Genomic DNA, 25,176 nt, shown 5'->3' on the forward strand with positions numbered 1-25,176 from the left:
ATATATGCATCTTCGTGCATTCCTTCTCGTTTTTGTGCCAATCGCCTTTGTGCTTGTAGTAACAGGAGTACTTGGATATTGGTGGGAACAGCATGAAAAAGAAGCTTCTCACAAAACAATACTTCTTTCGGATTTTATTGGAAAAACAACACCCAAGAATCTTATATCTCCCCCTCCGCTTCGTGATGTTGGAGAACCACCTGCTTTTGAAAAATCTCTTCTCACAGGGCTTCCTCGCATTTCGGGAGAGGTAGAGAAAATTGTTGGCGTTATGATTGATGAAGCTCCTGGTGCGCGAGCTCATCACACCGGAATAGAAAAAGCACGCATGGTTTTTGAAGCGCCTGCCGAGGGCGGAATTCCTCGTCTTTTGACACTTTTTTCTTCTGAGGATTTTCCAGAGAAAATTGGACCAGTTCGGAGCGCACGACACTATTTTGTGCAAATGGCAGAACCCATTGCAGGAGCCTATGTTCATGCAGGGGGAAGTCCCCAAGGACTTGAAGAAGTCTATAATTCTTCTCTCATCAATATAGACGAGGGATTTAACGATAAACATTTTGAGCGAGACAATACTATTGCGCGTCCTCACAATCTTTTTCTTCTTCCCGAAACCATTTCAGAAGAAATTCCGCCTTCTTCTCATGAAGAAGCTCTTTTTTTGTTCTCAGAAGATATTCCAACAGGACTTTCTTCTGAAGACGCACCATTTCTTGATGTGGATTTCTCCACCACTCAGCACCATGTCTCTTGGCAATATGATGCCGAAAAAAAATGTTATCAGCGAAAACAATCAATGGAAACTTCCGATATTTGTGCTACCAATGTAGGGATTCTTATTATTCCCATCTGGTCTATTGAAGGAGATAAAAAGGGGCGACTCGATATGAACACTATTGGATCGGGTTTTGCCACTATTTTTCGGGATGGAAAAGCAATTTCTGGAAAATGGAATCGAAATAAGGATGAGGTCTTTTCTTTTACCACAGAAAGCGGAGAAGAAATTCCCCTCAAACCCGGAACTACTTTTTTTCAAATTGTAGGATCAAAAGAGAAATTCTCGTTCTCTTCGCCTGGGTGAAAACTACGGAATTCGATTTTGTCCTCCCAAAAGAACAAATTGCCAAAAAACCACTGAGCAAAAGGGAATTGGCAAAACTCATGGTGATTGACCGAAATACAAAACACAGGGCACACAGAAACATTGGCGATCTTCCTGATATTTTAAATGAAAATGATGTTCTTGTCTTTAATCGGAGTCGAGTTATTCCCGCACGAATCCTTCTTTCGGAAAAAGAAGAAGTTTTTCTCTGTCACAAAATAACACCCAAAAAATGGGCATGCATGATTCGCACGGGAAAAGCCTTTCCAGTAGGAAGAATACTAAGCTTTTCTGATGGATCACACGCAGAAGTAGAGAAAATTCGAGATGATGGACTTCGAGAGATTTCTTTTTTCTCGAAGGAATCATTTTCGACATTTTTGGAAAAATATGGAAGTATTCCTCTTCCGCCCTATTTGGAGAGACAGGCAACTCAAGAAGATAAAAATGACTATCAAACAGTCTTTGCCGATCACGATGGATCTGTGGCGGCACCAACAGCAGGACTCCATTTTACAAAACCTCTTCTTGAGCTCCTACAAAAAAAGAAAGTTCAAATGGAGTGGGTAACCCTTCATGTTGGTCTTGGAACATTTTTACCAGTAAAAACAGAGGAAATAAAAGACCACCAAATGCATGCGGAATATGCAGAAATATCGGTAGAAACCGCTGAATCTCTCGCAAGAGCAAAAAAATCGGGAAAACGGATTATTGCGGTAGGAAGTACGTCCCTCAGAACCTTAGAAAGTAGTGTGAGGAAAAATGGAGCGATGATGCCCTTTCAGGATTTTACAAAACTTTTCCTCTTTCCTCCGGCAGATTTTTGCTTTGTTGACGGTTTTTTTACAAATTTTCATCTTCCAAAAAGCACACTTCTCATGCTCGTTTCCGCATTTATGAGTCCAAAAAAAATGGAGGGAAAAGATATTCTTCTTGCGGCGTACCAAGAGGCAATTCAAAAGAACTATCGTTTCTTCTCATACGGCGATGCTATGCTCATTCTGTAGGAAGATTTTCTAGAGATGTTTTCCTGCTATGCGTATATGAAGAGTTTTTTCTTCTCCAGAAATATGGATTTCTGCTTCTGAAATATCTCGAAAAAAATCGAATTTAGCATTTTCGGGAAGTTCCATATTCTTCATTTCCGCCGAAAGAAGATCACTTTTTTTTCCTTTGGAAGAAGAAAAATCATACGAGAGGATGTCTTTTGCGAGAACGGTATCATTTGCAATGAGAAAGACATTTTTCTTTTCTCCGAGAGAGAGTTCCATTTTTTTTCCCTCAGCATCTTCTGCAGAAAAGATATCGAGTGTTCCGCCCTGAATTTCTTCAGAAACAACAGAGATACAATCCGTACAAGCGGCAATCTCTCGAATTTGTGTTCCGTCTTCTAATGTGTGTGTGATGATGCGAGGAATAAATCGTTCTGCTTTTTGCTTGAGTCCAGCAAGCATTTTTTCCTTCTTGAGAGAAATGTCTTCTGTTCCCACTCCTGCTACTATTAATGAATTTTTGGGAACATACCAAAGCGCCATCCCTTTCTCGAAAAGGGGAAGAATATCATTTTCAAAATCAATCTCTTTTCCAAGCCAATCTTGCGACAACGCTCGCGCTCGTCCCCAGAGAAAAAATGAAAATGCGGGATCGGTTTTTTCAAGTTCTTGTGTCAGGCTTTGAAAGAGTTTGCCAAAATGATTTGCAACAAGTGTTATTCCCTTTTCTTGGGAAGGGAAAGAAATACCTTTTTCTTCTGAAGAAAAGGAGAAGTGGGAATTCATGGTTTCAAGAGGAATATCAAAAGACCCCGAAACAGTGCCATTTGAATATCCTACTGCAAAAGAAAGAGAAGAAGCATGGCGAAAAACATGCTCTGCCTGAGAAGCAATATTTTCGGGAATAAGAGGAAAAAGAAAATCTTTCGTTAAGAATCCGTGAACAAATGCTTCTCCCATTGAAGGAAAATGAGAAGAGGAAAATACATCAGCTTCTCCGAGTGAAACTGCACTTCCAGAATGCACATCTTGTATGCGGCTTAAAAAAACCGGATCATCAGAAACAATAAGCCATCCGTTCTGAAAAAAACCTCTTTTCTGATTCCCCTCTTCTCCAAATTCAAAAATAACATCAGAGCTTTTTTCGCTATTCTGCTGTGCAAGTCCTCCTCCAAGTTGTTTTACTATTTCCTCCTCTTTTTTGTGGAACTGTTGATTTTTGAGACGAAAAAGCCCAACAAACTGCAGTGGGTTTTCTTTTGAGATTGGATTTTTATACGCCGCAATCACCATTTTGTTCGCAAAGTTCTCCGCACGAATGGGTAAAACACCGGTCAACTTTTCGAGGAGTTCCGACTGTTTTTGACACCACAGTGGAAAAGATGTTCCCAGCGTATTTTGGCATGAGGGAGACTCAAAATCTGCAAAAAACACAACCCCTTCTGCCGGAAGAAGGTTTTCTGCACTCGGAGAAAGAAATGGCGTGAGTAATAAAATCCACAAAGCACCGCCAAAAAGAAGACTACCAAAAAGGATGCTTATCCACAGAGGAGGTCTTTTTTTCTTCTCTTTTTTCCCGAGGATTTTCTGAACGATCTTAAGTATTGAAAGAGTCACGATGAAGAAAATACTTCGTTATTGTGGCGAAAAAGCATTATGGGAACAATGGAAAATTAGGCGAAAGCCTCTGCTTCATTTTTCTTTAGGAGGATCTATGATATACACCTTTCCATTAATCCAAATACAAACTCCATTTTTTCCCGAATTTTTTACTGCGTACATTGCATCATCTGCTTGGCTCACAAGATGGATTCCCCTTCCTATTTCTTTATGTGGAATCTCTACAATCCCTATAGATGCGCCTATTCCATATTTTTTGCCGTCATCGTCTGTTATATCCAAAATAAGCTCCCGATACCTGTGAGCAACTATTATTGCATCCTTAGTACAATTGAGAAGTATAACGAATTCATCACCTCCCCATCGAGCGACGACATCATGTTCTCGTCCCTGTAAGATTTGTGCCACTTTTTGCAACACCTTATCACCCTCTGAATGCCCTCTGGTATCATTCACTTTCTTAAAATTATCGAGATCAATGAAGAGAATGGAAAAGTTTTTTTCTAGATCATCTTCTTTTCTTTCAACATTTCTCTTTTTGAATTCATCTGAAAGTCCCTTTCGATTGTAAGTACCTGTAAGGAGATCTAACATACCTTCTCTTTTTGATTTATCTATCGTATTATTTGCTTCTCGTAACCTTTCATTGAGATCGTGTATTTTTTCGAGAGAAAACTTCAAAGCAACTCGCTGAGTAACAAGAAAACAAAACAGCTTTTCGTCGTTTCCCAGAAACCCTTTCTGCAAAACATACTGTACTGCTTCTTCTACAAACGAAAGAAGAAAAGAATCATCCTCTTTTCTCCGTAAAACAATAATACCTTCTTGCTCTAAAAAATCTCTCACCTCTTGAAGAACTTTTGTAGTGCAGGGTGTTGTTTTTTGAAGACTAGGTTGTAGCACCTCTTTTGATTTACCAAAAGCCATTATATAACAATAAAAATAAGGTTATGATTTTTCCTTATTTTTTTCTTTCTTAGCAAGTTTTTTTGGGAATATTCACAACAACCTCCGTGAAACGATATTCATGGAGGTTGTTTTTCTGTTTTTTTCTTTTACTTTAAAATACATGCAAGAGGATATGTTCCTTTATTTTCATCGTCGAAAAAATATCCACCATGATATGCATAAGGAAGGATGGAAATACTTTCAGATGAATTTCCATAAACATTAAAGAAAACAGGTACTTCAATATCGGTATTTAGATCATAAAGAACAGCAGGGTTTTGCAGAGAAAGATCAAGAATTCTTGCCGCTTGATAATTACTTCCAAAATCGCCTACACACACAGCATCTTTTGCTGCGTCAGAAGCATTGTATGCAACGTTTGTTCGAGAAAAACGAAAATCATTACTCTTTACAATACACCCAATAGGATAATCTCCCCCGAGAACACCAAGACCAAGAAATATAGAATAAGGTGCAAAGCTCTGGGTAGAATCTCCGTAAACATTGAATGCTATTTTATCAAAAGTAGAAGTATCAATAAGAGCAATATCTTGGAGCATAACATCTAAAATTCTTGCCGCTTGATAATTACTTCCAAAATCACTCACACACACAGCATCTTTTGCTGCGTCAGAAGCATTGTATGCTACATTTGTTCGAGAAAAACGAAAATCTATATCGTCAACATATTCTCGAATACTCTGTTGAGTGGGAACTTTTGTTGCGGAATCAGATGCAAAATCATCTTCATCAAGAACCCAGCTGTTTCCTGAAATATCAGTATCATCATTTTTGGTGAGGTTCGTATCATTTGAAAGATTCACAGAGCTGATTTGGCTTCCATTGATGAGGTAATTATTTCCTGTTGAGACATTGATGTTTCCACTCACATCGAGTTTCTCTATTGGCGAAATGGTGCCAATTCCGACATTGCCGTTTCCGAGGATTGTCATTTTGGTTTGCAGGGATTGAAGTGTACTTCCCGAGGAGATGGTAGTGCCGGTTTTGAAAGAGATAGTACTTGCCCCTGTTCCTTTTCCTGCTCCAGAGGAGAGAACGAGTTCTCCGCCAGAGAGGTTTGGAGCGCCGCCGGAAGTAGCGAAGAATTCGTAGATATTGTCACTATTTACAGCCGCATAGATATTTCCGCTGGAGTCGGCGGTCATGCTATACCAATTTCTCGATGTTTGTCCGAGAGGGAGAAAGTCTCCCGTCCCTCCGGTTTGTTTGTAGATGTCGCCAAGAATTTCAGTCGCATAGATATTTCCGCTGGAGTCAGCGGTTATGCCGTCCCAACTTCTCGATGTTTGTCCGAGGGGGAGAAAGTCTCCCGTCCCTCCGGTTTGTTTGTAGATGTCGCCATACTCAATAGTTGCATAGACATTTCCGCTGGAGTCGGCGGTTATGCCATACCAATTTCTCGATGTTTGTCCGAGAGGGAGAAAGTCTCCCGTCCCTCCGGTTTGTTTGTAGATGTCGCCACCATACTCAGCCGCATAGATATTTCCGCTGGAGTCGGCGGTCATGCCGGTCCAATGTCTCGATGTTTGTCCGAGGGGGAGAAAGTCCCCCGTCCCTCCGGTTTGTTTGTAGATGTCGCCACCATCTGTAGTTGCATAGACATTTCCGCTGGAGTCGGCGGTTATGCCCCACCACGTTCTCGATGTTTGTCCGAGCGACACAAAATTGGTTGACGCTGCCGAACCTATTCCCGCATTTCCCGCCAAAAGAGAGAGCGCGTTCCCCGCCAAGTCCGCCACCTGACTCTCCACCCCTATCTCTTGATCTTGCGTATTTCCAAAAGCAAGCGCGTAGGTAGGGGTGGCAGTGCCGATACCGACATTGCCGGCAACCGAGAGTCCGTCAGAACCGCGGAGATAGAATTGATTGGAAAAGTATTCCACCGCTCCCGCTTCTGGAGTCGTGAGGAGTGTTCCGCTCGTAAACTTGAGTGGTGCTGTACTCGCCGTAGCTGTTCCCGCTTTCAGGTGAAGCACAGCGGTCGGACTTGTTGTTCCGATTCCGACATTTCCACCATTAGTAATAGCAATTCCCTCATTGTCTCCGTCATTTGAAAGCCAGTTCTCATTGAGTTTTATATTTTGGGTAGCCGTATGGTTTCCAAGGTTATCAGTGCCTTCGGCACTCGTTGATCCTCCAGGACCAACAGAAGCATAGGCCGTTCCAAAAAATGCTCCGTCGAGATTGTATTCGCTAACAGCAGAACCTGGTACATCTAGGACAAGCATTTTTGTTCCGTCGGCATTAAAAGCGAAGGGTCCCATTGGTTGTTCTCCAGTGATAGAATCTGAAGCCTGTGAAAGAGTAGAAACATCAAACCCTGTTGAAAGATTGTATACTCCTATGAAGCCTGATGATAGAAATAGCTTACCTCCATCCGGACTGAAAACTATATTAGCATAATAATCATATAAATTTAGGGGGGCACCTATAGAATCATACGAAGCAGTAGAAACATCAAACCCTGTTGAAAGATGGTATTCAACAATAGATCCCTGAAGTGTATAAGGATTCGCTAAGGCCATTACAAACATTTTTGTTCCGTCAGTATTAAATGCCAGACCAATAAATCCAAGAGCAAAAAAATTAACATTAGAATATGGGTCAAAGTTTGAGTCGTACGAAGCAGTAGAAACATCAAACCCTGTTGAAAGATGGTATTCAGCAATAATGCCTATATTATTATCATTTCCTAATACAAACATTTTTGTTCCGTCAGTATTAAAAGCTATATTCGTAGCATTCTGTGATTGCGCACTTATATCAAAGCTTGAGTCGTACGAAGCAGTAGAAACATCAAACCCTGTTGAAAGATGGTATTCAAAAATAATGCTTGTATTATTATTATCTAATACAAACATTTTTGTTCCGTCAGTATTAAAAGCTATATCCGAAGCACCCTGTGATTGCGAACTTATATCAAAGCTTGAGTCGTACGAAGCAGTAGAAACATCATAGGCATAATCTTCTGCTACTACTGAGAGGTTTGAAGAAGGTTGTAATACTCGGTACTCTTTGGCTCCATGAGGAACAATTGCTTTTAAAACGCCATCGACCATAACACGAAGTCTTCCTGTTGTTAGATTGGTGGCATCTACAAGAATAGGGGTAATAGTACTTCCAGAAAAAGGAGCGTTCCATGTTTCTGTAGTAGTGAACTGGTGAGAAAGTGCGCTTCCATCTGCACATTCCCAAGCGGCATTGGTATCGTTCCATTTTGCCGTTTGTCCATCTGCACAAGAGAGCTGAGAAAGGGTGTCTGAGAGTTCACTGGTGGTATAACAGTTATCTCCGTTTTCATCACAATATTTTGTTGCTCCTATATTTCCTTCTGTGTCGAGTTTGAGCTGTCCTCCTGTTCCAGAGTCTGGACTTGTTGTTCCGATTCCAATATTTCCATCATCGGTAATGGTGAGTCGGTCATCTGTATTCCAAAATCGTAAATCTGCTGTGGTTTCATCTTGATATATTCCCCAGTGGTTTTCTGCTCCACTTTGTATATCTATTTCTGAGTTGGTTCCCGTATCGGTTTTAATATGGAGTTTCGCATTTGGACTTGCTGTTCCAATCCCAAGACGATCTTCTGTGTCATCCCAAAAGAAGTTACTGTTGTCTTCTGCTACAGCAGAGTTAGAGGTAAAGAGAACAGAGCCTGCGGTAAAAGAATTGGGAGTATCAGAGAGTGCGATAAAACTGGTAGAACCAACCGTTGTTGGATCTATCCAAGTAAATCCTCCTGTGGCGTTGTCAAAGGTGAGAAGATAGTTATCGTTTGCACTATTTGTTACTTTGAGATTTGCTTCATCAATAATATCATCGGCAATAACGTTACTCGTAATGCTTCCCGTAATATCTCCGTTAAGATCGGGAAGTCCCACGGTAGAACTCATCTCTACCCAGTTTGTTCCGTTACAGACATAAATAAGACTGTCTCCTTTATTGTAAGTCGCAAAGCTCTCATTTGTGCTGTTACAAAGCAGTCCTCCCAAGTCATCATCTGGGGTTCCGCCATCCGGTCCATCGGCATCATCAACTGGTGCTTTCCATGTGAGTCCGTTGATGAGGTTGTCGACGTAGGTTTTGGTAGCGGCATCACTTCCAGATGAAGGAGAAGCAAGGTTTGTGATGGCGTTTCCTCCAGCATCGGTACTTGTTCCGAGAATCTCACTGAGGGTTTGATCGTCGGTGTTATCGAGGTAGCTGCTCAAATCCACAGAATTTCCGTCTTCAATGGAAAGAGTGTTTCCAGTGAGATCGAGGGTTTGATCGTCGGTTCCTGTCGGAAGAGTCTCCCAAGTTGGTGCAGATCCATCTCCACCAGAAGTAAGTACTTGTCCACTTGTTCCGGGAACACTATTGATATTCAGTTCTCCGGTAAAGTTTATGTTTCCATTGACATCGAGTTTCTCTGTTGGTGAGGTGGTGCCGATTCCGACGTTGCCATTCCCGAGGATTGTCATTTTGGTTTGCAGGGGTTGAAGTGTATTTCCCGAGGAGAGGGTGGTGCCGGTTTTGAAAGAGATAGTACTTGCTCCTGTTCCTTTTCCTGCTCCAGAAGTGAGGACGAGTTCTCCGCCGGAGAGGTTTGGAGTACCACCACTACTCGAGAGTTCGTAGATGTCGCCACCATACTCAGCCGCATAGATATTTCCGCTGGAGTCGGCGGTCATGCCGGTCCAATATCTCGATGTTTGTCCGAGGGGGAGAAAGTCCCCCGTCCCTCCGGTTTGTTTGTAAATGTCTCCACTACTTACAGCCGCATAGACATTTCCGCTGGAGTCGGTGGTTATGCCGGTCCAATTTCTCGTTGTTTGTCCGAGGGGGAGAAAGTTTCCCGTCCCTCCGGTTTGTTTGTAGATGTCTCCATTACTTACAGTCGCATAGACATTTCCGCTGGAGTCATTGGTCATGTCGGTCCACAGTCTCGATGTTTGTCCGAGGGGGAGAAAGTCCCCCGTCCCTCCGGTTTGTTTGTAGATGTCGCCATTCCACACAGCTGCATAGATATTTCCGTTGGAGTCGGCGGTCATGTTGCGCCACAGTCTCGATGTTTGCCCGAGGGGGAGAAAGTCTCCCGTCCCTCCGGTTTGTTTGTAGATATCGCCATTACTTACAGCCGCATAGATATTTCCGCTGGAGTCGGCGGTCATGTTGCGCCAATTTCTCGATGCTTGTCCGAGGGGGAGAAAGTCCCCCGTCCCTCCGGTTTGTTTGTAGATGTCGCCAGCATCTGTAGTTGCATAGACATTTCCGCTGGAGTCGGCGGTTATGCCATACCAAAGTCTCGTTGTTTGTCCGAGCGACACAAAATCGGTTGCCAAACCTGTTCCCGCATTTCCCGCCAAAAGAGAGAGTGCGTTCCCCGCCAAGTCCGCCACCTGACTCTCCACCCCTATCTCTTGATCTTGCGTATTTCCAAAAGCAAGCGCGTAGGTAGGAGAGGTGGTTCCGATACCAATATTTCCATCATCGGTAATGGTGAGTCGGTCATCTGTATTCCAAAATCGTAAATCTGCTGTGGTTTCATCTTGATATATTCCCCAGTGGTTTTCTGCTCCACTTTGTATATCTATTTCTGAGTTGGTTCCCGTATCGGTTTTAATATGGAGTTTCGCATTTGGACTTGCTGTTCCAATCCCAAGACGATCTTCTGTGTCATCCCAAAAGAAGTTACTGTTGTCTTCTGCTACAGCAGAGTTAGAGGTAAAGAGAACAGAGCCTGCGGTAAAAGAATTGGGAGTATCAGAGAGTGCGATAAAACTGGTAGAACCAACCGTTGTTGGATCTATCCAAGTAAATCCTCCTGTGGCGTTGTCAAAGGTGAGAAGATAGTTATCGTTTGCACTATTTGTTACTTTGAGATTTGCTTCATCAATAATATCATCGGCAATAACGTTACTCGTAATGCTTCCCGTAATATCTCCGTTAAGATCGGGAAGTCCCACGGTAGAACTCATCTCTACCCAGTTTGTTCCGTTACAGACATAAATAAGACTGTCTCCTTTATTGTAAGTCGCAAAGCTCTCATTTGTGCTGTTACAAAGCAGTCCTCCCAAGTCATCATCTGGGGTTCCGCCATCCGGTCCATCGGCATCATCAACTGGTGCTTTCCATGTGAGTCCGTTGATGAGGTTGTCGACGTAGGTTTTGGTAGCGGCATCACTTCCAGATGAAGGAGAAGCAAGGTTTGTGATGGCGTTTCCTCCAGCATCGGTACTTGTTCCGAGAATCTCACTGAGGGTTTGATCGTCGGTGTTATCGAGGTAGCTTGAGAGATCGACAGTTGTTCCGTCTCCTGTGAGAGAGAGGGTATTTCCTGAGAGATCGAGGTCTTGCGAGTCGGTGTTATCGAGGTAGCTGCTCAAATCCACAGAATTTCCGTCTTCAATGGAAAGAGTGTTTCCAGTGAGATCGAGGGTTTGATCGTCGGTTCCTGTCGGAAGAGTCTCCCAAGTTGGTGCAGATCCATCTCCACCAGAAGTAAGTACTTGTCCACTTGTTCCGGGAACACTATTGATATTCAGTTCTCCGGTAAAGTTTATGTTTCCATTGACATCGAGTTTCTCTGTTGGTGAGGTGGTTCCGATTCCGACGTTGCCAGAAGAATTAATAGTGGCTCTTACTATATCATTCGTAATAAATTGGATAGGTGAGTAGCTATCTTCAGTTCCCAAAAGAAAAGCATTGGCGATAGTGTCTGTTGATTGTGTTCCTGCATTTCCTTCAAGAGCAATGAATCCATCCGTTCCCCCTCCATCTTGAGTAAGAGTTATTTGGGGATTATCGCCTTCTGATATATTATCACTATCTGCTTCCAATAAAATACCAACATCTGCCGTATTGGATATATGGAACGTATCTTGTGGGGAAGTAATACCCAGACCCATTTTTTTGTCTGCTGTGAGAACGAAGGTATTTTGCGTATCATCTCCACTATTACCAATGTAAAAAATATCAGGATCTGAATCAGCTCCTAGATCCCACGTTCTCACGGGGTTTTGTAAATAGATTTGAGCGGCAGAATTTGCTGTTGTTTCTTGAATATGGATTTCTGGTCTAGATCCACTAGAATATATATGTAATAGTGAATCTGGACTACTCGTCCCCACCCCCACCTTCCCATCATTCAACACCGTCAGTGCATTCGTCCCCCCATTATTCCCAACATTGACTTGCAACGCCGCCGCCGTACTCGTTCCATTGGCACTCGTTCCCTGCAAGACCAGTTTATCAGTGACGCCGGTTCCACCGGTAAGAGATTGTCCTCCGCTTCTTCCTGCAAGAAGAGCATATTGCGTATGGTCATCATCCGTCAAACCCGTAAGTGCGCCATGATCGACAACGCCTGTTGAAACATCTCCCCAAGAGGCATTACTTCCATCGGTGGTGAGATATTTTCCGCTGTTTCCCGTTTGCGTTGGCAAGAGATCATCAATTGCTGGCGCATTGGTAAGATCAGCATAATCTCCACTGGTTGCCACTGTTGCGAGATCTGCTGTATTTGCCTTGAGACCAAGCGCATTTTGCAAATCGGTTTGATCGGCAAGCGTTCCGGTAATGCTTCCCCAAACAGCGGTTGTTCCATTTTCCACCAAATCTCCAATGGTATAACACGTGAGACCTGTTTCATTACAATACTCAGTTGCTCCAACCTTTCCCTCAACATCAAGCCTCAGCCCACTGCTTGGAACTATGGTTCCAATTCCCACATCTCCAGCGCTATTCCAAATACCTGTTCCGGGAAATGAAATATTTCCCGTAAAAGCTGGATTATTCAATGGTGCCGACAAATTATCGGTAACGTTAAAGTTAACGCCAGAAGCTCCCGCTTGTCCCAAGAAAATGAGAAAAGCAAGAGAAGATGCGGCAAAGCGTTGTATCCATTTCATAGCCGGAGAAGAAAGAAGGAAATTTGTTTTTGTTGTTTTTTTCATGGGAGGGTGGGTTTTATATTTTATATTTTCATTTTTTTGTCATTGCGGAGGTGATCCGCAATCTTTTGAGATCCTGAATCAAGTTCAGGATGACAGAGGCTGGGATCATTGCCGAGTTTGTGCAGAAGAGAAGTCATGTTTAGAAAGAGAACCAGTTTGTTCCGTTTGAGTACAAACGAAGCACACCGTAATTTGCAGAAATCACAATAGAAGTAGCCCCATCCATGGTTCCTCCGCCTTCAACAACAACGGTAATATTATTGGTGGCGGCACCTCCCGATTCGTCTTTAATAATCATTATTCGTCCAGAAGTGGCATCGGCGTTTGAAAGCGTAATGGTTCGTGGAGCGGCGGTATCGGTAACACCGATGATGGTCTCTCCCGAGCTACTCGTGCTTGCTGTTACCTCGGAACGAAGCACCGCAAAACTTCCATTAATCTGAAGGGTGGAAGTTGGATTTACAATTCCAATCCCCACATTTCCATCATCGGTAATGGTGAGTCGGTCATCTGTATTCCAAAATCGTAAATCTGCTGTGGTTTCATCTTGATATATTCCCCAGTGGTTTTCTGCTCCACTTTGTATATCTATTTCTGAGTTGGTTCCCGTATCGGTTTTAATATGGAGTTTCGCATTTGGACTTGCTGTTCCAATCCCAAGACGATCTTCTGTGTCATCCCAAAAGAAGTTACTGTTGTCTTCTGCTACAGCAGAGTTAGAGGTAAAGAGAACAGAGCCTGCGGTAAAAGAATTGGGAGTATCAGAGAGTGCGATAAAACTGGTAGAACCAACCGTTGTTGGATCTATCCAAGTAAATCCTCCTGTGGCGTTGTCAAAGGTGAGAAGATAGTTATCGTTTGCACTATTTGTTACTTTGAGATTTGCTTCATCAATAATATCATCGGCAATAACGTTACTCGTAATGCTTCCCGTAATATCTCCGTTAAGATCGGGAAGTCCCACGGTAGAACTCATCTCTACCCAGTTTGTTCCGTTACAGACATAAATAAGACTGTCTCCTTTATTGTAAGTCGCAAAGCTCTCATTTGTGCTGTTACAAAGCAGTCCTCCCAAGTCATCATCTGGGGTTCCGCCATCCGGTCCATCGGCATCATCAACTGGTGCTTTCCATGTGAGTCCGTTGATGAGGTTGTCGACGTAGGTTTTGGTAGCGGCATCACTTCCAGATGAAGGAGAAGCAAGGTTTGTGATGGCGTTTCCTCCAGCATCGGTACTTGTTCCGAGAATCTCACTGAGGGTTTGATCGTCGGTGTTATCGAGGTAGCTGCTCAAATCCACAGAATTTCCGTCTTCAATGGAAAGAGTGTTTCCAGTGAGATCGAGGGTTTGATCGTCGGTTCCTGTCGGAAGAGTCTCCCAAGTTGGTGCAGATCCATCTCCACCAGAAGTAAGTACTTGTCCACTTGTTCCGGGAACACTATTGATATTCAGTTCTCCGGTAAAGTTTATGTTTCCATTGACATCGAGTTTCTCTGTTGGTGAGGTGGTTCCGATTCCGACGTTGCCGCTCGAATCAATACGCATACGTTCTTGTCGACTGGTATTCCCTATCGAAGTTGTTTCCAAAGTAATGTAAGAACCTTGTGCAGACGAGGTAAAATTCTGTGCTGCAACTCCCTGAATAGCCACAACATTTCCACTATAGGTGCCGCCATTGGTATAACCTTTGAAATAGAGTCCTCCCAATCTATCACCGGTATTGACTTGGGCTTTTGAACCTAAGGAACCACGAGATTTCAAGAATGAGAGGTTTGCTCCAGTGTTGTCATTTGAAGCTATTTCTAAAATCCCATTAGGTTCAAGAGAATTGGGAGTAGAAACGTGAAATTTTGCTTCTGGAGAGGTGGTGCCGATTCCGACTTTTCCTCCATTTGGAGCGAGTTGTATTTTATCATCCTCAAAAACTGCCATTTTTACTTCACCTGCGGAACCAACTGTTGAAGTATTAGCACCAATAGTAACCGTTCCATCTGGACCGCGACTCGAAAGAGCAACTTCATTAGAACCAGGAAAGTGCATTGCATATCGTGGATTTCCTTCGGTATCGGTATATGAGATACCTTCTTCTCCACCTCCGTTTGTTCCAGAAAAACGAATAATGTTTCCTGCTCCACTAAAGTTCATGTTTCCATTGACATCGAGTTTATCTGTTGGTGAGGCGGTGCCGATACCAATATTGCCACCATTTGGAGCGAGTTGTATTTTATCATCTTCAAAAACTGCCATTTTTACTTCACCTGCGGAACCAACTGTTGAAGTATTGGCAGCAATAGTAACCGTTCCATCTGGACCGCGACTCGAAAGAGCAACTTCATTAGAACCAGGAAAGTGCATTGCATATCGTGGATTTCCTTCGGTATCGGTATATGAGATACCTTCTTCTCCACCTCCGTTTGTTCCAGAAAAACGAATAATGTTTCCTGCTCCACTAAAGTTCATGTTTCCATTGACATCGAGTTTATCTGTTGGAAAGGTGTTGCCGATGCCGACATTCCCACTATTCAACACCGTCAGTGCATTCGTCCCCCCATTATTCCCGACATTCACTTCTAATGCTTTCGCCGTACTCGTTCCATTGGCACTCGTTCCCTGCAAGACCAGTTTATCTGTAACGCCGGTTCCACCGGTAAGAGATTGTCCTCCGCTTCTTCCTGCAAGAAGGGCATATTGCGTATGGTCATCGTCTGTGAGTCCTGTAAGAGCTCCGTGATCGGTTGTTCCAACTGTACTGGCATCTACCCAAGTTGGTGCAGATCCATCTCCACCAGAAGTAAGTACTTGTCCACTTGTTCCGGGAACACTATTGATATTCAGTTCTCCGGTAAAATTGATGTTTCCATTGACATCGAGTTTCTCTGTTGGTGAGGTGGTGCCGATTCCGACTTTGCCACTCTCTGATATTCTGACCCTTTCCGTTCCATTCGTCCCGAAAAGAATTGGATGGTTAGTTGAAACCCTAAAATATAAATCTGGTGTTCCACTATTGAATAAACCACTTCCGTCTGCAAAGAACTCACCCACTATTGCTCTGTTGCCAGCAGTTATTTCGTATGAAGCAAAAGAAGCATCACTTGGTCCCGTTGAAACGTGCGTATTAGCGACACTAATTGTAGGTAATACATCTAGAGTGGTAGCGGCTGTATTTTTGACGACTGCCAACTGTCTAGTTGGCGAAGTCGTCCCGATGCCGACTTTGCCGTAAAATATTGCATTCCCCCCGTTTCCAAATCAAGAATAGGTCCGTTAATTCCGCCTTGTTTTGTTGATGACCACCTAAATTTTGTTAAACCAGTAGTCCCGCCAAATGTTGTCAGCCAAGATGTGCTTGCTTGGTCCATAGCCATCTTGATATAAGGGCCTGCAAAATACCATTTATCGCCCCATACATTGGCTGGCATATTGATAAGTGCATTTGCAATTGAACCTAACTGTAAATTCCCTTCAACAGTCAACTTTTCTACAGGAGCGATTGTCCCGATGCCGACGTTGCCTGTGGAGGTATCCACATACAAATCATCGGTATTGACGAAAAAATCACCAGTTCCATTTGGTGCTACCTCAATGTTCCCATTGCTCGCAGAAACAATTTTGTGTCCATTCACGTCCAAATCTCCGCCAAGCTGAGGAGTTGTATCTTCTACTACATTTTCCAAATAACTTCCCAAGTCAGAAATTTGACTCTCGGTAATGGTAAGTGCTCCTTCATGCTGTGTCACCGAACTCTCTGTGATATTTGCATCGGGAACATTTGCCCATGTTACAGCACTCGTGAGATCGTTTGTTTCTGCTGTTGTGAGGGTTGTTGGATCTATCCAAGTAAATCCGTTGGTTGCGTTGTCGAAGGTAAGGAGATAGTTATCGTTTGCGCTATTTGTTACTTTGAGATTTGCTTCATCAATAACATTATCTGCGACAAGAACATTGTTGTACGAACCAGTAATTTCTCCCGTGAGTTGTACTTTTCCGGCAATAGCATCAGTAGCAAAGGGAACACCAACAGTAGAACTCATTTCGATCCACTCATCTCCATTACAGATGTAAATGGTGTCATCGTTTTTATTGTATGTTGCCCAACTTTCGGTGGTGGTATCGCACGTACCATACTTTGTTTCGGCATCGGTTTCGGTAATTTCAATAGGATCTTTCCAAGTAAGTCCGTTGATGAGGTTGTCGACATATTGTTTCGTTGCCGCTTTTAAATCGCTATCGGGATCTCCCGCAAGTACAAGATCGCCGGTCATGGTTCCCCCAGTAATATTGAGTTTTGCATCAAGTACATCTTGAAGATCGGTTTGATCAGAAATGGTTCCTGTAATTTCTCCCCATGCTCCACCAGAAGCATCTACCCAACTTGGTGCAGAGCCATCTCCATTCGAAGTAAGTACTTGTCCACTTGTTCCGGGAGCACTATTGACATTGAGTTCTCCGGTAAAATTGATGTTTCCATTGACATCGAGTTTCTCTGTTGGTGAGGTGGTTCCAATACCAACGTTACCGTTTCCGAGGATTGTCATTTTGGTTTGCAGGGATTGAAGTGTATTTCCCGAGGAGAGGGTGGTGCCGGTTTTGAAAGAGATAGTACTTGCTCCTGTTCCTTTTCCTGCTCCAGAAGTGAGGACGAGTTGTCCGCCGGAGAGATTTGGAGTACCACCGGAAGTGGCGAAGAGTTCGTAGATACCGCCACCATACACAGGTGCATAGATATTTCCGTTGGGGTCGGCGGTCATGCCGCGCCACAGTCTCGATGTTTGCCCGAGGGGGAGAAAGTCTCCCGTCCCTCCGGTTTGTTTATAGATGTCGCCATTCCACACAGCTGCATAGATATTTCCGCTGGAGTCAGTGGTTATGCCATGCCACTGTCTCGATGCTTGTCCGAGAGGGAGAAAGTCCCCCGTCCCTCCGGTTTGTTTGTAGATATCGCCAGTATCTGTAGTTGCATAGACATTTCCGCTGGAGTCGGCGGTTATGCTGCGCCAATTTCTCGATGTTTGTCCGAGGGGGAGAAAGTCTCCCGTCCCTCCGGTTTGTTTGTAGATATCGCCAGTATATGTAGACGCATAGATATTTCCGCTGGAGTCAGTGGTCATGCCATACCAATACCTACTCGTTTGCCCCAAGGCGATAAAGTTCCCTGTTCCGCCGGTTTGTTTGTAAATGTCACCACCCCACACAGCTGCATAGACATTTCCGCTGGAGTCGGCGGTCATGCCGGTCCACAGTCTCGTTGTTTGTCCGAGGGGGAGAAAGTCCCCCGTCCCTCCGGTTTGTTTGTAAATGTCACCGTTATGCACAGACGCATAGACATTTCCGTTAGAGTCAGTGGTCATGCCATGCCACTCTCTCGATGCTTGTCCGAGCGACACAAAATTGGTTGAGGCGTCTGTTCCCGTGTTTCCCGCAGAAAGAACAAGTGCTTTTCCTGCAGTGTCTCCTCCTGTGCTTTCTACTCCAACTGCTCGATCTTGCGTATTCCCAAAGGCAAGCGTGTAGGTTGGCGAGGTGGTGCCGATTCCAATATTTCCACCATCGGTAATGGTGAGTCGGTCATCTGTATTCCAAAATCGTAAATCTGCTGTGGTTTCATCTTGATATATTCCCCAGTGGTTTTCTGCTCCACTTTGTATATCTATTTCTGAGTTGGTTCCAGTATCGGTTTTAATATGGAGTTTCGCATTTGGACTTGCTGTTCCAATCCCGACTCGTCCATTTAGTTCATCAATATATGCAGTAGAACCAAGGTTAATTGTCCCTTTAGTGGCGTTTGCGGTTGAACTTAACGTGAAGTTATCACCAGCATCTGTTCCACCGGTAAGAGATTGTCCTCCGCTTCTTCCAGCAAGAAGGGCATATTGCGTATGGTCATCGTCTGTGAGTCCTGTAAGAGCTCCGTGATCGGTTGTTCCAACCGTACTGGCATCTACCCAAGTTGGTGCAGATCCATCTCCACCAGAAGTAAGTACTTGTCCACTTGTTCCGGGAGCACTATTGATATTCAGTTCTCCGGTAAAGTTTATGTTTCCATTGACATCGAGTTTCTCTGTTGGTGAGGTGGTTCCAATACCAACGTTACCGTTTCCGAGGATTGTCATTTTGGTTTGCAGGGATTGAAGTGTATTTCCCGAGGAGAGGGTGGTGCCGGTTTTGAAAGAGATAGTACTTGCTCCTGCTCCTTTTCCTGCTCCAGAAGTGAGGACGAGTTGTCCGCCAGAGAGGTTTGGAGTACCACCGGAAGTGGCGAAGAGTTCGTAGATACCGCCACCACTTTCAGCTGCATAGACATTTCCGTTGGAGTCGGCGGTCATGTTGCGCCACAGTCTCGATGTTTGCCCGAGGGGGAGAAAGTCTCCCGTCCCTCCGGTTTGTTTGTAGATATCGCCATTACTTACAGCCGCATAGATATTTCCGCTGGAGTCGGCGGTCATGCCATACCAATATCTCGTTGTTTGTTCGAGGGGGAGAAAGTCTCCCGTCCCTCCGGTTTGTTTGTAGATGTCACCACTATAGTCAGCTGCATAGACATTTCCGTTGGAGTCGGCGGTTATGCTGCGCCAATTTCTCGATGTTTGTCCGAGGGGGAGAAAGTCTCCCGTCCCTCCGGTTTGTTTGTAGATATCGCCAGTATATGCAGTCGCATAGACATTTCCGCTGGAGTCATTGGTCATGTCGGTCCAATTTCTCGATGCTTGTCCGAGGGGGAGAAAGTCCCCCGTCCCTCCGGTTTGTTTATAGATGTCGCCATTCCACACAGCTGCATAGATATTTCCGCTGGAGTCAGTGGTTATGCCATACCAATTTCTCGATGTTTGTCCGAGGGGGAGAAAGTTTCCCGTCCCTCCGGTTTGTTTGTAGATGTCTCCATTACTTACAGTCGCATAGACATTTCCGTTAGAGTCAGTGGTCATGCCATACCACGTTCTCGATGTTTGTCCGAGCGACACAAAATCGGTTGAGGCATCTGTTCCCGTGTTTCCCGCAGAGAGAACAAGTGCTTTTCCTGCAGTGTCTCCTCCTGTGCTTTCTACTCCAACTGCTCGATCTTTCGTATTTCCAAAGGCAAGCGCGTAGGTAGGAGAGGTGGTGCCGATACCAATATTTCCACCATCGGTAATGGTGAGTCGGTTATCTGTATTCCAAAATCGTAAATCTGCTGTGGTTTCATCTTGATATATTCCCCAGTGGTTTTCTGCTCCACTTTGTATATCTATTTCTGAGTTGGTTCCAGTATCGGTTTTAATATGGAGTTTCGCATTTGGACTTGCTGTTCCAATACCCACGTTGTCTGTTGCAGAATCTACTACAAGCGTATTGGTATCCACTGTGAGACTTCCTGTTGTCGTTACATTTTGACTGCCAAAATCGGGAGAAATTTTTGTTCCAGAAATGGCGGCAGCAGAGTTGACATCGGCATCGACCAAAGAATCATCGGTAATGCCTACATTATTCCACGTGCCATCGAGTACTCCAGAAAGTTCTAAAATACCGGCATTGCTCGTGGTAGCATACGGAATACTGGCTGAAGCTCCAATAAGCACCCAATCGGTTCCATTACACACGTACACCGCTCCGTCGTTTTTGTTGTAGGTTGCCCAACTTTCTTTCGTGCTGTCACATGCGCCAAGCGTACCAAGTCCATCGGTTTCATCCGCATCGTCAACAGGATCTTTCCATGTGAGTCCGTTGATTTTATTATTCACGTATTCCACCGTAGCGGCATACGTGGTATCGGTATCTGCTGGCGTTGCGAGATTGGTGATGCTATTTCCGCTCATGTTTACATTTCCGGCAAATTTCCCTGCGCCATTTACATCGAGCATAACAGAAGGAGAAGTGGTGCCGATTCCCACATTTCCCTTGAGATACTGTTTTGTACCATCAACTTTTAAGAGTTCAGTTTGAGTATCTCCGCTTTCTGTCCAGCTGCGAACGGCAAAATAGGGTGTTTGCCCAGAAGAAACTTTTCCTCCCATTTTAAAGATAACATTTCCAGTGGTTCCTGTTGCTTCGTCTTGCCGACTTTCAACAACAAAATCGGAATCGTTTACCGAAAATGCGGCGTGTTCGCCTACTGCGCCTAAACGAGTGAGATAGAATTTTTGATTTCCACTGTCGGTATCAAAAATAGTACTTCCATCAACGTGGAGTTTCGCATTTGGACTTGCTGTTCCAATCCCGACTCGTCCATTTAGTTCATCAATATATGCAGTAGAACCAAGGTTAATTGTTCCTTTAGTGGCGTTTGCGGTTGAACTTAACGTGAAGTTATCACCAGCATCTGTTCCACCGGTAAGAGATTGTCCTCCGCTTCTTCCGGCAAGAAGGGCATATTGCGTATGGTCATCGTCTGTGAGTCCTGTAAGCGCTCCGTGATCGGTTGTTCCAACCGTACTGGCATCTACCCAAGTTGGTGCAGATCCATCTCCGCCAGAAGTAAGTACTTGTCCACTTGTTCCGGGAACACTATTGATATTCAGTTCTCCGGTAAAATTGATGTTTCCATTGACATCGAGTTTCTCTGTTGGTGAGGTGGTTCCGATACCAACGTTACCATTCCCGAGGATTGTCATTTTGGTTTGCAGGGGTTGAAGTGTATTTCCCGAGGAGAGGGTGGTGCCGGTTTTGAAAGAGATAGTACTTGCTCCTGTTCCTTTTCCTGCTCCAGAGGAGAGAACAAGCTGTCCGCCGGAGAGGTTTGGAGTACCACCGGAAGTGGCGAAGAGTTCGTAGATACCGCCATTACTTACAACCGCATAGATATTTCCGCTGGAATCAGCGGTTATGCCATACCAAGCTCTCGATGTTTGTCCGAGGGGAAGAAAGTCTCCCGTCCCTCCGGTTTGTTTGTAGATGTCTCCGTCCCGTACCGCCGCATAGACATCTCCGCTGGGGGTAGTGGTCATGCCAAACCAAGTTCTCGATGCTTGTCCGAGGGGGAGAAAGTCTCCCGTCCCTCCGGTTTGTTTGTAGATGTCGCCATTAAACACAGCCGCATAGACATTTCCGCTGGGGGTAGTGGTCATACCGGTCCAAAGTCTCGATGTTTGCCCGAGGGGGAGAAAGTCTCCCGTCCCTCCGGTCTGTTTGTAGATATCACCACTATAGTTAGCCGCATAGATATTTCCGCTGGAGTCAGTGGTTATGCCATACCAATTTCTCGATGTTTGTCCGAGGGGGAGAAAGTCTCCCGTCCCTCCGGTTTGTTTGTAGATGTCGCCACCCCACACAACCGCATAGATATTTCCGCTGGAGTCAGTGGTTATGCCATACCAATTTCTCGATGTTTGTCCGAGGGGGAGAAAGTCTCCCGTCCCTCCGGTTTGTTTGTAGATGTCGCCACCCCACACAACCGCATAGATATTTCCGCTGGAGTCAGTGGTTATGTTGCGCCAATCTCTCGTTGTTTGTCCGAGCGACACAAAATCGGTTGAGGCATCTGTTCCCGTGTTTCCCGCAGAGAGAACAAGTGCTTTTCCTGCAGTGTCTCCTCCTGTGCTTTCTACTCCAACTGCTCGATCTTTCGTATTTCCAAAGGCAAGCGCGTAGGTTGGAGAGGCGGTTCCAATTCCAATATTTCCGGAAGCATCGACGACAGAAAGCGTTGTTCCACTGGAATCTTTCCACCGAGTAAGTGGCTCTGTTTGCGTAGCACCTGCCTTAACAGAAAGAATTGTTTTGTCTAAATTCGATTGGAAAGACTCGTTTCCTATAGAAAGAGCAGCACCCCCCCAAGCATTATTATTATCAATTCCGATACTAACTCCAGAGAGAGAATGCACAACTATAGCAGTATTATTAATTGTTCCCGTACCACTATCAGAAACAACACCAGTTCTAATTTTAAAACCCAAATTCCCACCTCCAGCTCCAGATACAAGCTCTAAAACCCCAGAATTGTCACGGAATAGAAATCCGCTAGATCCTGTAACAGTGCCAGGCGTCAAAATCATGCCACCGCTAACATGAAATTTTGTCTTTGGATTCGTCGTCCCAATCCCCACATTCCCGTTATTCAACACCGTCAGCGCATTCGTCCCCCCATTATTCCCAACATTGACTTGCAACGCCGCCGCTGTACTCGTTCCATTGGCACTCGTTCCCTGCAAGACCAGTTTATCTGTAACGCCGGTTCCACCGGTAAGAGATTGTCCTCCGCTTCTTCCGGCAAGAAGAGCATATTGCGTATGGTCATCGTCTGTGAGTCCTGTAAGAGCTCCATGATCTGTTGTTCCAACCGTACTGGCATCTACCCAACTTGGTGCAGATCCATCTCCATTCGAAGTAAGTACTTGTCCACTTGTTCCGGGAGCACTATTGACATTGAGTTCTCCGGTAAAGTTTATGTTTCCATTGACATCGAGTTTCTCTGTTGGTGAGGTGGTTCCGATTCCGACGTTGCCGTTTCCTTGAACCACAAAGCGGTCTCCTCCTATCAGTGTATAACCAACCTTCGTCGCCGTCCCTGTAAACGGAGCGGTCACCGTCATCGCCACATTCGATAGAACCGTAGCGATTGTTCTTGTTTCACTGCCCCATGAGGTGGTAACCGTGATAGTATCACCTGGTTTGAAAGTATTGAGAAATTGCGTTCCTCCCTGGCCCCCCCCGTAGTTCACGCCAGAAATGTCTGTTCCGGAAACACTCACATATCCGGTGCTTGTAGTTTTCTGGTTGACAACAAACAGTCCAGTGGGATATATAGTATTCCCCACTACAACGTTTCCATTACTTGTATTGTTGAGGAATATATTACCACTACCACTGCCACCACCGGAACCACCGGATGCGTAGTAACTGTTTGGGTTGATTGTTATGGTATAATTCCCTGTTGCATAAATATCGCCACGATATCCAGCTCCTTGGAACTGGATGCCTGTTAGGCCAGTATTATCGTTGGATTTGAGAAGTATTTCCTGATCCCCGTTTCCAACAACATTTAAAGACTGAGGCGACACCACGCTTCCACCGCCAGAGTTTATGACTGCTTTCCCGGTAACTTGTAACGGAGCGGTTGGACTCGTCGTCCCAATCCCGACATTGCCTGTTGCCTCATTGTAATACATATTTGCGCTTTTTGCTGTTCCGTCATCGGTGTACACAAACTGAAACGTTCCATCTGGTGCGGGTCCTTCGGGGCCCATTAGATTTCCCTCGTACAACCAACAATTTACGGGGTCGGTAACGCTATTTCGTGAGTAGTGTTTTCCGGCATCGGGATCGGTATTATCCCCTTCTACTAAATATCGGTCACCATCTACTGCAGTTGCAGGATCGGCACATGTCGGAAGAGTAGTACCAGAAAACCATGTGGCTCCATCGGCTCCATCGAGTCCCGGATTTCCCGCTTCTCCTTGTACAGAAACCTGTTCCCACTGCCCCGAGGTGTCGCAAAGCACAAGCGTTTCAGAATTAGAATCGTACCCAAATGCTCCTTCTATCGTACACGACGTGCCAACACTTGCACCTATCGCGCGAATTGGTTGGTTACTGTCAAACGGAACCGTAGGCGAAGTAACACCAACACCAATAAATCCGTTTTTGCTCACTACCGCAATAGGCGTTCCACTCGAATTGCGCCATTCTTGCAGGTTTCCCGTTTGACCTGCCGCACTATCAACAACAAGCGCAGGATTTGTTGCAGTGGAATTGATAATTTGCACGCCAATATCTTCTTCATCAGAAAATGCCGGCTCTACGCCCGAAGATTCTCGGTCGCCAAGAAGACGAATGGTTTGATCAGAATAAATGTCGAGCGCGCCCCCATATTTTGCCTGCACGCCACTGGCACTGTTATCGCTTCCAATACGATAGGCTTCTCCGGTACTAAAATCGGAAATGTTGATTCCAGCAGGGTCCACCGTGGTAGAATTATCTGAATCGATGCGAACTTCTGTAGAACCCGAACTCGCACTAATTTCTAATTGATCGGTTGGGCTTGCCACACCAATTCCAATAACACCATCGGTAATAATATTTCCGTCTGAATCTATATTTCCATCACTGTGAATATCTTTGGTGACTTGGAGTTTACCGCCAGAATATGTGGCAATAGCACCATCATCTTTGTCGTATAGACCTGCGGCTTTCGCCGCAATCCACGTATTTCCAAACAGTCCGTTCATTGCCGAAATTTGTGCCGAAAGTGCGGCCTCAAATGTACTCTGTCCACCCCAAGTGTCGGTATCGTCCGAACGAAATGCCCAATCAGGAAAAATACTTCCAAAAACGTCAAAAACCTTGTGAATATGGGGCTGACTTATGTCCGCAGGAGTATCAGCATGCGTTGAAAAAGGAGAAATTACTCCTTCTGTAACAATGAGACAGAAGCAGAGAACAAAGGAACTTATGCGTCGAAGCACCGTTAAACGGTACTGTTTTTTCGAGATTTTCATGTTGGTTTTTGGAAATTTCCTTCGTCTTATTGTACCAAAACACCCTTTCGCGGACAAGCTTTTTTTGTGAGAAAAACACTCAAAACCATCACCTCTCAAAAAACGATGTCATCCTTAGCTTGACTGAGGATCTCTGAAAAGCCATTTTAAT

At 44.7% G+C, this 25,176-nt stretch carries 7 protein-coding genes; 2 read left to right on the forward strand and 5 right to left on the reverse strand.

Translation table 11 applies throughout. From position 1 onward, the window contains the following. Positions 1–4: 4 nt before the first annotated feature. Together IPN35_03230 and queA are read left to right on the forward strand one after the other, a co-directional pair. Entirely contained in the window at positions 5–1,081 is a 1,077-nt protein-coding gene (locus IPN35_03230) for a DUF3048 domain-containing protein (protein QQS59855.1), read from the forward strand. Further along, positions 1,078–2,109 (forward strand): tRNA preQ1(34) S-adenosylmethionine ribosyltransferase-isomerase QueA, encoded by a 1,032-nt coding sequence (gene queA / locus IPN35_03235; protein ID QQS59856.1) that lies wholly within the window; start codon positions 1,078–1,080, stop codon positions 2,107–2,109. The genes IPN35_03230 and queA overlap by 4 nt, the downstream gene beginning before the upstream one ends. A 9-nt stretch (positions 2,110–2,118) precedes the next feature. On the opposite strand, the gene IPN35_03240 is transcribed toward queA, so the two are convergent. The 5 genes from IPN35_03240 to IPN35_03260 all read right to left on the reverse strand — a co-directional run bounded on the left by IPN35_03240 (position 2,119) and on the right by IPN35_03260 (position 25,025). Next, a complete protein-coding gene (locus IPN35_03240; GenBank protein QQS59857.1) occupies positions 2,119–3,711 on the reverse strand; it encodes a hypothetical protein in 1,593 nt (530 codons plus the stop codon). 75 nt (positions 3,712–3,786) lie between these two features. Further along, the gene (locus tag IPN35_03245) at positions 3,787–4,641 is read right to left on the reverse strand and encodes a GGDEF domain-containing protein (GenBank protein ID QQS59858.1); all 855 of its coding nucleotides are present in this window, start codon (positions 4,639–4,641) and stop codon (positions 3,787–3,789) included. 128 nt (positions 4,642–4,769) lie between these two features. Then, positions 4,770–12,572: a hypothetical protein gene (locus tag IPN35_03250; GenBank protein ID QQS59859.1), complete on the reverse strand. Its 7,803-nt coding sequence runs from the start codon at positions 12,570–12,572 to the stop codon at positions 4,770–4,772. Positions 12,573–12,756: 184 nt separating this feature from the next. After that, positions 12,757–15,798: a hypothetical protein gene (locus IPN35_03255; GenBank protein QQS59860.1), complete on the reverse strand. Its 3,042-nt coding sequence runs from the start codon at positions 15,796–15,798 to the stop codon at positions 12,757–12,759. Then, positions 15,762–25,025 (reverse strand): hypothetical protein, encoded by a 9,264-nt coding sequence (locus IPN35_03260; protein QQS59861.1) that lies wholly within the window; start codon positions 25,023–25,025, stop codon positions 15,762–15,764. Before IPN35_03260 ends, IPN35_03255 begins: the two co-directional genes overlap by 37 nt. Between the last annotated feature and the right edge of the window lie 151 nt (positions 25,026–25,176).

The organism is Candidatus Peregrinibacteria bacterium (assembly GCA_016699755.1).
GTDB lineage: Bacteria > Patescibacteriota > Gracilibacteria > CAIRYL01.